The 11,870-nt window shown below is 70.3% G+C and carries 9 protein-coding genes; 4 read left to right on the forward strand and 5 right to left on the reverse strand.

The features are described from left to right. The first annotated feature begins 21 nt into the window (after positions 1-21). The 3 genes from rhaI to ACLJOK_RS07415 are packed head-to-tail and all read left to right on the forward strand — an operon-like array spanning position 22 to position 4,712. A complete protein-coding gene (gene rhaI, locus ACLJOK_RS07405) occupies positions 22-1,203 on the forward strand; it encodes an L-rhamnose isomerase (protein WP_410817094.1) in 1,182 nt (393 codons plus the stop codon). A 39-nt stretch (positions 1,204-1,242) separates the two neighbouring features. Further along, positions 1,243-3,276 (forward strand): bifunctional aldolase/short-chain dehydrogenase, encoded by a 2,034-nt coding sequence (locus ACLJOK_RS07410; protein WP_410819282.1) that lies wholly within the window; start codon positions 1,243-1,245, stop codon positions 3,274-3,276. Beyond that, positions 3,276-4,712 carry a rhamnulokinase gene (locus ACLJOK_RS07415; RefSeq protein ID WP_410817096.1) on the forward strand — a complete coding sequence of 479 codons (1,437 nt, stop codon included), beginning with the start codon at positions 3,276-3,278 and terminating at the stop codon, positions 4,710-4,712. The genes ACLJOK_RS07410 and ACLJOK_RS07415 overlap by 1 nt, the downstream gene beginning before the upstream one ends. Before the next feature lie 20 nt (positions 4,713-4,732). On the opposite strand, the gene ACLJOK_RS07420 is transcribed toward ACLJOK_RS07415, so the two are convergent. Genes ACLJOK_RS07420 through ACLJOK_RS07440 form a run of 5 tightly spaced genes read right to left on the reverse strand, consistent with a single transcriptional unit; the run spans position 4,733 to position 10,513 of the window. Next, positions 4,733-5,575, reverse strand: coding sequence for a carbohydrate ABC transporter permease (locus ACLJOK_RS07420; RefSeq protein WP_410817098.1), 843 nt, complete (start codon positions 5,573-5,575; stop codon positions 4,733-4,735). Continuing rightward, entirely contained in the window at positions 5,565-6,530 is a 966-nt protein-coding gene (locus tag ACLJOK_RS07425; RefSeq protein ID WP_410817100.1) for a carbohydrate ABC transporter permease, read from the reverse strand. Before ACLJOK_RS07425 ends, ACLJOK_RS07420 begins: the two co-directional genes overlap by 11 nt. Before the next feature lie 10 nt (positions 6,531-6,540). After that, on the reverse strand, positions 6,541-7,803 hold the full coding sequence (locus ACLJOK_RS07430; RefSeq protein ID WP_410817102.1) for an ABC transporter substrate-binding protein: 1,263 nt from the start codon (positions 7,801-7,803) through the stop codon (positions 6,541-6,543). Between the two features lie 23 nt (positions 7,804-7,826). Then, positions 7,827-9,452 carry an FAD-dependent oxidoreductase gene (locus tag ACLJOK_RS07435; protein WP_410819283.1) on the reverse strand — a complete coding sequence of 542 codons (1,626 nt, stop codon included), beginning with the start codon at positions 9,450-9,452 and terminating at the stop codon, positions 7,827-7,829. 20 nt (positions 9,453-9,472) lie between these two features. Further along, complete coding sequence (locus tag ACLJOK_RS07440) at positions 9,473-10,513, reverse strand: LacI family DNA-binding transcriptional regulator (protein ID WP_410817104.1); 1,041 nt, start codon at positions 10,511-10,513, stop codon at positions 9,473-9,475. A 320-nt stretch (positions 10,514-10,833) separates the two neighbouring features. Here ACLJOK_RS07440 and ACLJOK_RS07445 point away from each other — a divergent pair, with 320 nt between their 5' ends. Continuing rightward, the gene (locus ACLJOK_RS07445; protein ID WP_410817105.1) at positions 10,834-11,862 is read left to right on the forward strand and encodes a hypothetical protein; all 1,029 of its coding nucleotides are present in this window, start codon (positions 10,834-10,836) and stop codon (positions 11,860-11,862) included. Positions 11,863-11,870: the final 8 nt, after the last annotated feature.

Genomic DNA, 11,870 nt, shown 5'->3' on the forward strand with positions numbered 1-11,870 from the left:
AAAGCCGACGGGAGAGACACCATGACGCTGCCCGACACGCAGACCCTCGAACGGGTCAAGCAGGCTCTGCGGTCCCAGCGGATCGAAACGCCATCCTGGGCGTACGCCAACTCCGGAACCCGGTTCAAGGTCTTCCCGCAGGAGGGGGTGCCGCGTAACCCGTACGAGAAGGTCGCCGATGCGGCGGTCGTACACCAGCTCACCGGCATCGCACCCACTGTGGCGCTGCACATTCCGTGGGACCGGGTCGACGACTACGCCGAGCTGGCCGCGTACGCGGGGGAGCGCGGTGTCGCCCTGGGCGCGATAAACGCCAACGTGTTCCAGGACAACGACTACAAGCTGGGCAGCGTCACCAACCCGGATCCGGGGGTACGCCGCAAGGCCATCGACCACCTGCTCGATTGTGTGGACATCATGGACCGCACCGGCTCCCGCGACCTGAAGCTCTGGTTCTCCGACGGCACCAACTACCCGGGCCAGGACGACATCCGTGCCCGGCAGGACCGGCTCGCTGTGGCCCTGCGCGAGACCTACGACCGGCTCGGCGACGACCAGCGGCTGCTGCTGGAGTACAAGCTCTTCGAGCCGGCGTTCTACAGCACCGACGTGCCGGACTGGGGCACCGCGTACGCGCACTGCCTGGAGCTGGGTCCGAAGGCGCAGGTGGTCATCGACACCGGCCACCACGCCCCGGGTACGAACATCGAGTTCATCGTGGCGTTCCTGCTGCGCGTCGGGAAGCTCGGCGCGTTCGACTTCAACTCGCGCTTCTACGCCGACGACGATCTGATGGTCGGCTCGGCGGACCCGTTCCAGCTGTTCCGGATCATGTACGAGATCGTCCGTGGCGACGCACTGGCACCGGAGGCCGGCATCGCGTTCATGCTCGACCAGTGCCACAACATCGAGGCGAAGATCCCCGCCATCATCCGCTCGGTGCTCAACGTGCAGGAGGCCACGGCGAAGGCGCTGCTCGTCGACGCTGGCGCACTGGCCGCCGCACAGCGCGGCGGTGACGTGCTCGCCGCCAACGCCGTGCTGATGGACGCGTACAACACCGACGTCCGGCCGCTGCTCGCCGACCTGCGCGCGGAGTCGGGCCTGGATCCCGACCCGATGGCCGCGTACGCCCGCTCCGGCTACTTCGACAGGATCCGCGCCGAACGCGCCGACGGCCAGCAGGCCGGCTGGGGCGCCTGACCGGCATACACAGACATGCAGACTGGGGACGTGAGGACGATGCAATCCGAGGTTCAGGCGCTGATCGCGCGCAGCAACCGGCTCGGCGCAGACCCGACCACGACGAACTACGCCGGGGGCAACACCTCTGCCAAGGGCGCGGCCACCGACCCGGTCACCGGTGCTCCGGTCGAGCTGCTCTGGGTCAAGGGCTCCGGTGGTGATCTCGGCACGCTCACTCCGTCCGGGTTGGCCGCGCTGCGGCTGGACCGACTCCGCGCCCTCGTCGACGTCTACCCCGGCGTGGAGAGGGAGGACGAGATGGTGGCCGCTTTCGACTACTGCCTGCACGGCCCGGGTGGCGCCGCGCCGTCCATCGACACCGCCATGCACGGCCTCGTCGACGCCGCGCACGTCGACCACCTGCACCCCGACGCCGGGCTCGCGATCGCCGCCGCCGCGGACGGGCCGGAGCTGACCAAGGAGATCTTCGGCGACCGGGTGCTGTGGGTCCCCTGGCGGCGGCCCGGCTTCCAACTCGGCCTCGACATCGCCGCGGTGGCGCGGGCCAACCCGCGCGCCGTCGGTGTGATCCTCGGCGGCCACGGCATCACGGCCTGGGGCGCGACCAGCGACGAGTGCGAGCGCAACTCGCTGGAGATGGTCCGGGACGCGCAGGCCTTCCTCGACCAGCGGGGTCGGGCCGAACCGCTCGGCCCGGTCATCGCCGGCTACGAGCCGCTGCCACCTGACGAACGTCGGCGGCGGGCGGCGGCGCTGTTCCCGGTGCTGCGGGGTCTGGCGTCCACCGACAGGTCGCAGGTGGGCAACTTCAACGACAGTGACGTGGTGCTCGACTTCGTCGCGCGGGAGAAGCACGGCGCGCTCGCGGCCCTCGGCACCTCCTGCCCGGACCACTTCCTGCGGACCAAGGTCCGTCCGATGGTGCTCGACCTGCCGCCCACAGCCCCGATCGAGGCCGTGCTCGCCCGCCTCGCCGAGCTGCACACCGCCTACCGTGACGACTACCGCGCCTACTACGACCGGTACGCCGGTCCTGACAGCCCCGCGATGCGTGGCGCCGACCCGGCGATTGTGCTGGTGCCGGGCGTGGGCATGTTCAGTTTCGGTGCCACCAAGCAGACCGCCCGGGTCGCCGGCGAGTTCTACGTCAACGCCATCAACGTGATGCGCGGCGCGGAGTCCGTGTCGCGCTACACGCCGATCGACGAGCCCGAGAAGTTCCGGATCGAGTACTGGGCACTGGAGGAGGCGAAGCTTCGGCGGATGCCGAAGCCGAAGGCTCTCGCCACGCGGGTCGCGTTCGTCACCGGCGGTGGCTCCGGCATCGGCCGGGCCATCGCCCACCGGCTCGCCGCGGAGGGCGCGTGTGTCGTGGTCGCCGACCGCGACGCCGAGGCGGCCGGCGCCGTCGCCACGGAGATCGGCGGCACCGACGTGGCGGTCGCCGTCACGGTAGACGTCAGCGACGGTACTGCCGTCGCGGATGCCCTGCGCGACGCGGTGCTCGCCTTCGGTGGGGTGGACCTGATCGTGAACAATGCCGGGCTCTCGCTGTCCAGGTCGCTGCTGGAGACGACCGAGGCGGACTGGGACGTCCAGCACGACGTGATGGCCAAGGGTTCCTTCCTCGTCTCGCGGGAGGCCGCGCGGGTGCTGCTCGCGCAGGGGATGGGCGGGGACATCGTCTACATCTCCAGCAAGAACTCGCTGTTCGCCGGCCCGAACAACGTGGCGTACGGCGCGGCCAAGGCCGACCAGGCGCACCAGGTCCGCCTGCTCGCCGCCGAACTCGGCGGCCACGGCATCCGGGTCAACGGAGTCAACCCGGACGGGGTGGTCCGTGGTTCCGGCATCTTCACCGGGGGCTGGGGTGCGCAGCGGGCCGCCGTCTACGGCGTGCCGGAGGAGAAGCTGGGCGAGTTCTACGCCCAGCGCACGCTGCTCAAGCGCGAGGTGCTGCCCGAGCACGTCGCCAACGCCGTCTTCGTGCTCACCGGCGGCGAGCTGTCGCACACCACCGGGCTGCACATCCCGGTGGACGCCGGGGTCGCAGCGGCCTTCCTCCGCTGATGACCGCCGTGCGACTGGCCGCCGTGGACGTGGGCGCGTCCAACGGTCGGGTCATGCTCGCGCGTGTCGGGCAGGAGACGCTGGAGCTGGCCGAGGCGCACCGGTTCCGCAACGCTCCGGTGCGGGTGGCGGGCACCCTGCACTGGGACGTCCTGGCGCTCTACCGGGGTGTCCTGGAGGGACTGCGCTCCGCCGGTCCGGTCGCCGGTCTCGGCATCGACACCTGGGCGGTGGACTACGGGTTGCTCGACGCCAACGGCGCTCTGCTCGGCAACCCGGTGCATTACCGCGACAGGCGTACCGAGGGCGTGGCCGACCGGGTGGCGGAGCAGCTCGGCCCGGCGCGGCTGTATGCCACGACCGGGCTGCAACACCTGCCGTTCAACACCCTCTACCAGCTCGTCGCCGCCGCCGGGACGCCTCAGCTGGAGGCCGCGCACCGGCTGCTGCTGATCCCGGACCTCATCGCGTACTGGCTCACCGGTGTGATCGGCGCCGAGGTCACCAACGCCTCCACCACCCAGCTGTACGACCTGCGTCGCCGCGCCTGGGCCACGGACCTGATGGCCGACGCGGGGATCCGCGGCGAGCTGTTCCCGCCGCTGCGCGAGCCGGGCACCCGGATCGGCCCCGTGCTGCCCACGCTCGATCTGCCCGGAACTCCCGAGGTGGTGGCGGTGGGATCGCACGACACGGCCTCGGCCGTGGTGGGAGTGCCGGCCGTGGGTGAGCACTTCGCCTATATCTCCTGCGGCACCTGGTCGCTGGTCGGCGTCGAGCTGGACGCCCCGGTGCTCACCGAGGCGAGCCGGCGCGCCAACTTCACAAACGAATCCGGCGTCGACGGCACCTTCCGCTACCTCCGTAACGTGATGGGCCTCTGGCCACTTCAGGAGTCGGTGCGTACGTGGGGCATCACGGACCTGCCCACCCTGCTCCGTAAGGCGGCCGACGAGCCGGCCTTCCGGTCTGTGGTGGATCCGGACGATCCCACCTTCCTGCCCCCCGGCGACCTGCCCGCCCGCATCGCCGAGGCCTGTCGGCGTAACGGCGAGCCGGTGCCGGAGCACCCGGCGGCGACTGTCCGGTGCATCCTGGACAGCCTCGCGTTGGCGCACCGGCGCGCCGTCCAGCAAGCGCAGCAGCTCTCCGGTCGGCACGTCGACGCGGTGCACGTCGTCGGTGGCGGCGCCCGCAACGACCTGCTCTGTCAGCTCACCGCCGACGCCTGCGGCCTTCCGGTGCTCGCCGGGCCGGTCGAGGCCACCGCCCTGGGCAACGCCCTGGTGCAGGCCCGAGCCCTCGGCGCTATCGGCGGTGGCCTGGGCGAGCTGCGGTCCGTGCTGCGCGCCACGCAACAGATCGTGCGGTTCGAGCCACGCGCCGACGCGGTGGCGTGGCGGGCCGCCGCCCGACGTCTCGGCTGGGAGGACTGAGCACGCTCCTGGCCGACAGGTCAGCCCTTCAGACCGGTGTGGGCGAGCCCTTCGATGAACTGCCGCTGCGCGATGACGAACACGACCAGGACGGGCAGCGCCGTCATCGAGGCCGCCGAGAGTTGGACGTCCCACATCGGGCCGCCGTACGCGTCGACGAACTGGGTCAGCGCCTGCGGCAGTGTGAACTTCTCCGGGGTGGACAGGAACACGATCGGCTCCAGGTACAGGTTCCAGCTGTGCAGGAAGGTAAAGATCGCCACCGCGCCGAGGGCCGGACGGGCCAGCGGCAGCGCGATCCGCCAGAAGGTCGCCAGCCGGCCCAGCCCGTCCACCCGTGCGGCCTCCTCCAACTCGCCGGGCAGGGTGATGAAGAACTGCCGCATGATGAAGGTGGCCAGCACACTCGGCGCGCCGAGCGTCGGCACCAGGATCAGCGGCCAGTGGGTGTCGATCAGCCCGACCGAGTTGAACATCTGAAACAGCGGCACGATGGTCACCTCGCTCGGGATCAGCAGGCCCACCAGCACCACCAGGAAGAGCGCGTGCTGACCACGGAACCGGATCCGGGCGAACGCGTAGCCGGCCAGCGACGAGACAGCGAGGGTGCCGACGGTTACCACCGCGGCGATGTACGCGCTGTTGAGGTACTGCTGGGCGAACGGTTGCAGCTCGAACACCCGCCGGTACGCCGAGAAGCTCAGCTCGGTGGGGACCAACGACGGGGGGAACGCGAAGATGTCGCTGACCGGCTTGAACGACGAGGTGACCATCCACCAGGTCGGGAAGACGAACGGGACCGCCAGCAGGCAGATCAGCCCATAGATCGCCACCCGGGCCCGCAAGGGCAGCCTATTGTTCATGGAAGACCCACTTCCTGCGCATCCGCCACTGCACGATGGTCAGCGTCAGCACGATCAGAAACAGCAGCACCGACAGCGTCGAGCCGTACCCGAACTGGTGGAACTGGAAGGCCTGCTGGTAGAGGTAGTAGACGAGCACTGTGGTCGAGGTGCCCGGCCCGCCCTGGGTGAGTACGGCGATCTGGGCGAAGACCTGTAGTGCGCCGACCACGGTGATGATCGAGGTCAGCAGGATGGTCGGGCTGATCAGCGGCACGGTGATCCGGCGGAACTGGGTCCACCGGCTCGCCCCCTCGACCCGGGCCGCCTCGTAAAGTTCGGCGGGCACGCCCTGCAACGCGGCGAGGAACAGCACCATGTTGAGGCCGACGTTCTTGACCACCTGGACGACGATCACCGACAGCAGCGCGGTCCATTCGCCGCGCAGCCAGTTCGGGCCGTCCAGGCCGACCGCGCCGGCCACCCCGTTGATGCCGCCGTTGTCTTGGAGCAGGAAGCCCCAGACGATCGTCCAGGCGACCAGCGAGACCACCACCGGCGAGAAGAACAGCGTCCGGAAAACCACTGTGCCGCGCAGCCGCTGGTTGAGCAGGACGGCGAGCAGCAGGGCCAGGGCGAGGTTGAACACGACCAGGCCGACGGAGAAGAACAGCGTGCTCCGGAGCACGCCCGGCAGCTTCGGGTCGTCCACCAGCTCGCGGTAGTTGTCAGTGCCCACGAAGTCGAAGGTGTCCGCGAGCACGTTCCACTCGTGCAGGCTGTACCAGACCACCAGGCCGAGCGGCAGCAGCACGAACAGGGCCGTACCCACCAGTTGTGGGGTCACGAAGAGCAGGCCGGCCAGCTGGTCACGTCGACGACTGGTCCACCATCCGCGTCGCGGCGACGCTGCCGTGCCGCCCGGGGCGGGCCGGGGCTCAGCCCGACCCGCCACGTTGTCCGTCAGGACCGGCATCGCTGATCCCCTACTTCGCCAACAGCGGGTTGATCGCCGAGCAGACCCCGTCGAGCACGCCCCGCACGTCCGCGTCGGCCTTCCACATCGGGTCGAGCGCCGACCGCACGGCCTGGCTCAGCTCGGCCTGTCCGGTGTGGTTGGGCTTCACCACCCCGTTGGCGATCCCGTCGATCACCACGCTCTGCAACTGCTCCGGCTTGAGCAGGGGATTGGTCTTGGCCAGCGTCGCCGCGGTGAGCAGCGGGGTACGCGGCGGCGGGAAGAACTGCGCCAGCTTGGCGGAGTTGGCGGGATTGGTGAGGAAGGCCAGGAAGTCCGTGGCGACGTCGGCGTGCTTGCCCTTCTTCAACACACCCATGCCGCCCTGGCCGATCACCGAGTAGCCGCCCTTCGGGCCGGCCGGCAGCGGTACCAGGTCCCAGCCGAACTTCTGCTTCTCCAGCAGCGAGGCCCGGGAGATCTGCGTGATCGTCATGCCGGCTTCGCCGGCGAAGAAGTCGGCTGCGGTACCCGGGCCGGGCAGCGCCTTCGCGGTGAAGATCGCCTGGTGCAGGAAGGTCATCGCGTCGACCATCTCGGTGGCGTTGAAGCCGCAGGTCTTCCCGTCCGGGCTCCACGCCTGGGCGCCCCAGCCGGTCCAGATGGTGGAGAGGTTGTCCCAGCCCTTGTAGTCGAAGTCCCGCACCACCAGGCCCGCCTTGCCCGTCCGGGCGGACACCGCCGAAGCGGTGGTCACGGCGTTCTCCCAGGTCCAGGCGTTGGCGGCGATCAGCTCGGCCGGGCTCTTCGCGCCGGCGGCCTTGACCAGGTCGGTGTTGACGAAGATGCCGAACGGTGAGGTGGAGAACGGGTAGCCGTAGAGCTTGCCGTCGGCCTGCCACAGCTTCGTCGCGGCCGGCGCCAGCTCGTCGAAGGCGTACCCGTCGGTCTTGCGCAGGGTCTCGTCCAGCGGCAGCAGCGCGCCCGAGGAGACGAAGTCGGGAGCCGCGTTCTCCAGGACCCAGGCCAGGTCGGGCGGGTTTCCGCCGGCGATCTGGGTGGTCAACGTGGTGGTGTAGCTCTCGAACGGGATCGGGTCGAAGGTGATCTTTGCGACGTTGGGGTGGCTGCTCTGGTACTCCGCCGCGATCTCGTTGAACAGCTTCAGGTGTGCCTCGTTCGCCGACCAGGTGGTCATCCGCAGCGAGACCGGGCCGTCGGAGCCGGCGCTGTCGCCGCCGCCGCACGCGCTCAGGCCGAGCATCGCGGCGAGCGCGACGACGGCCGTCAACCGTTCCTCATCAGGGTTCTCCCTCAGTAGCCGGCGATGTCGGGCCAGCGCAGCTCGACGCCCTCGTCGGCGAGGCGGTTCTGGAATTCGGCCAGCAGGCCGGGGGTGTAACGCACCGCGCGGGGAGTGACCCGGCGGGCCAGGCAGAAGTCCGCGAGCAGACCGGCGACCTCGCCGATGTTCCACTCCACGGGGTGCAGGCGGTACGAACCGTTGGTGATGTGGGTGGTGCCGATGTTCTTCCCGGCGGGCAGCAGGTTCTCCACCCGCCGGGGGATCAGGGCGCCGAGTGGGATCTCGAAGGGACACGAGGCCACGTCGACGTAGTTGTCCCCGCCGGTGGACGGGTGCAGGTCGATGCGGTACATGCCGACGCCGACCGCGTCCGGGTAGCTGGCCGCGCCCTTGTCTCCGCGCACCGCCAGGGAGAGGTCCTGCTCGACGACCGTGTACTCGGCGCGGATGCGCCGCGCCTCACGGATGTACGGGGCCTGGGCCAGACCGCTGTGCGCGACGTCGCCGCCGGTGCTGATGCCCCCGGTGCCGGTGACGTCACCGCGCAGCCGCAGCCCGGGGAAGCCGGTCCCGCCGTCGGCGCGGGGCGCTTCGGTCTGAAGCCAGTAGAGCACCGACAGGGAGAGCTCCCGGGCCGCCGCGATCTGGTGGGCGGGGTCGGGCACGTCGATCAGTGGGTGCTCGAAGTAGTCGATCATCGGCCAGTTGACCAGGCATATGTCGCTGTCGTAGCTGCCCGGGACGAAGCTGCGCCGAGCGGCGATCCGGCGGAACGTCCACAGGTTGCCGTCGCCCGGACTCAGCCGCTGGTCGGCCATCACCAGCCACGGGTCGTCGTCCGGATTGGGGGTGAAGCTGCGCTCGGAGATCTCCAACGTGCGCGGGTTGGGTGAGCGGAAGGAGAGCATTCGGTCGCCCCAGAACGGCGGCTGGTACGCCCGCCAGAAGTCGTACCGGGCCGGCCGGTCGATGGTGTGGTCGCCGTCGACGTGGTCGACCGCGAAGCAGACCGAGAACGCCTGCATGTTCTTCGGCTGCGCCTCGTCCGGCGCGCTCGGCTCCCCGGTCTCGCCCCGCGACTCGAAGCCGGTGACGTACTCGGTGCCGGTCAACGGCAGCAGTTCGCCGGTCTCGGTGGCGTCCAGCACGTACGGCGCGGCCACGTGCACCAGTTCCCCGCTGTCCCGGTGCGCCAGGGTCACCCCGGTCACCCGGTCACCGTCGGTGTCGGCCCCCACCGGCAGGTACGGCTGGAGCAGCCGCAGCCGGCCGGCCCCCCGGTACGGCGCGAGCATCGCCTCCAGCACCGCGACCGCGACCCGTGGCTCGTGGCAGAGCCGGCTCACGTGCCCGGCTCCCGGATTGAGCGCGGTTGCCTGGCGGGCCCGGTCGGTGAGCGGGTAGTAGGCGCGGTAGTAGTCCCGGATGCCGTCGCGCAGCTTGCGGTAGCTGGCGGTGACGCCGAACTGCTCGACCCAGGAGTGTTCGTCGGGCGGAACGGCCTGGCTGGTGAGTTGACCACCGAGCCAGTCGTACTCCTCGCTGAGCACCACCGAACGGCCGACGCGCAGCGCGGCGAGGGCCGCGGCGACGCCACCGAGTCCACCGCCGACGATCAGAACTTCGGCCTGCATCTCTGGCAAGAGCTGTCCTTTCACGGGGTCACCTTCGGCGGCGCGAGGGTGGCGCCGTCGACGGGCTGGCAGGGCACCAGCCGCTGCGGCACGGTTTCCGGGTCCGCCTCCAGCAGCCCGGTCAACACCTCGACGGACTGCCACCCCATCTCGCGGCGGGGGATGCGGAAGCCGGTGAAGTCGATGTCGGTGCTGGCCGGTCGGGTCGGGTCGCCGAGCGCCAGGATGGACAGGTCACCCGGGATGTCCAGGCCCCGTTCGCGGGCCAGCTGGGCGATGGCCACGCCGTCGGCGTACTCCTCGACCACCGCCGCCGTGACGCCCGCCGCGAGCAGGGCGTCGAGCAGTTCGGCGGGGGAGCGGTCGGTGGTCGGCAGGTGCCGTGGTGTGCGTCCGGCCTGTTCGAGCGCGGCCCGGAAGCCGCGCATCCGGTCGGCGTGCGACTCGGGGCCGGCGCCCTGGCCCAGGTAGGCCAGCGCGGTGTGACCCGCGGCCAGTGCGCGGCGCACCACGGCGGCGGTGGCGGTCGGGTAGTCGGCGCCGACGTACGGCACCGGCCCGCCCGCGTCGTCGCGGCGTCCCACCGAGACGAACGGTTGGTCCTCGGTGACCAGCCGGGTCAGCTCGTCGCGGTCCAGCGATCGGCCGAGCAGGACGCAGCCGTCGGCCAGGCGGAGCCGGTTGTCGTCGTGGAAGATCCGCCGCCGGCCACCCGCCACCGGCGCGCTGGTGAGCAGCAGCAGGTCACAGCCGAGCCGTTCGGCGCACTCCTCGATGCCGACCAGGAACGGGTGGTAGAAGTCGCCGGTGCCGGTCGGAAAGACCGGCTCGTAGGTGAACACACCGAGGATGCGGTTGTGCCGCGCGGCGAGCCGGCGGGCGACCGGGTCGGCGACGTATCCGGTGGTGCGGATGGCGTGCAGGACCCGTTCCCGGGTTTCCGGGGCGATCCTGACGTTGCCGTCGTCGCGGCCGTTGAGCACCAGCGAGACGGTCGCCTGGCTGACGCCGGTCATCCGGGCGATGTCGTGCTGGGTGACTCGCCTGCGCGAACCAGTCACGTTCCGTGTCCAATCGTTACCGAGGTAATACGCATTAGCGTCGGTGAGGTGAAATGGTGCGGCGCGCCCGGCGTTGCCGTCAAGACCTTCGGGCGAAGAAGTTCTACCGATGAAAGCCGCTCGATAATTCGTATTAGCACCTTGACGGTCGACTGAGGACCCGGCCAGACTCGTCGATGACGACCCCGGGCCACCGGCCGGGCAGCCACCTCACCGACAGTGACACCGGCTGCGCTCTCGTCCGTGCCTCCCGGGTCGCCGCCGCGCCACCACCCACGCTCCGCGATCGACGAGCGTCCCCTCACGATCGGAGACACCAGATGGCACACGCGTACCCGAATCCGCCCTCCGGCCGACCCACCGAGCTGAGCCGGCGTGGGCTGTTGCGCGGCGCGGCGCTGCTCGGCGCCGCCTCCGCGGCCGGCGGGGTCGGCCCCCTGCTCCAGGGCACACCGGCGCTGGCCGGGCCGGCCGGTTTCCCCAGCTACCGGTATGTCCGCGACGCGTTCGACCGCCCACTGGCCTACAACCCCACCGGCGAAACGATCTTTCCCTGCGTGCGCGGGGTCTACGACAAGATCACCGGTGCCAAGGGGCGCTACTACCTCTACTACGCCCCGCACGACTCGCCCGGCGGGATCTGCCTCGCCTACGCCGACCGGCTGGAAGGCCCCTACACCGAGCACCCCGGCAACCCCATCGTCGACCGGGCGCTACCTACCACGACGGTCAGCCACGTCTCATCACCACACGTCGTCTGGAACGCCTCCAGCAGGGAGTTCTTCCTCTACTTCCACGGGGAGAACACCACCACCCGAGTGGCCCGGTCCCGAGACGGCATCACCTTCAGCGACGAGACGCCGATCCTGAGCACCAGGCTCGTACCGAACACCACCGAGACGTCGTACGCCCGGGTTTTCGAGCACCGCGTGACCGGGCTGGCCAACAAGTACGTGATGCTCTACATGGGAGCGCACACGATCCGCCCCGGCACCCGCAAGATCTTCTGGGGCTGGTCGCCAAACGGCTGGGACCAGTGGCAGTTCGCGCCGGAGCCGCTGATCTCACCGGCCGGCGACGGCCTGAGCGACATCTCGGCCCCACACCTGCTCACCCGCAACGGCACCGCGTACGTCGTCTACCACGGCGGTGACGGGAGGATGCATCTCACCGAGGTCGGCAACGCCTTCGACCGGGAGGTGCATCTCGGGGTGTTCCACAGCCCGATCGCCTCGGACAACGGTCGGGTCGCGTCGCCGAGCTTCGGCACCGACGGCGGCGTGGGCTACATGATCTACGAAGCGGGCCCGCGTCTGGGTGCCCGAATCTGCGTGGCTCGCGCGGTCTGAGGTGACTT

Origin of the sequence: Micromonospora sp. 050-3 (assembly GCF_046549335.1) — a bacterium.
Classification (GTDB): Bacteria; Actinomycetota; Actinomycetes; order Mycobacteriales; family Micromonosporaceae; genus Micromonospora; species Micromonospora trifolii.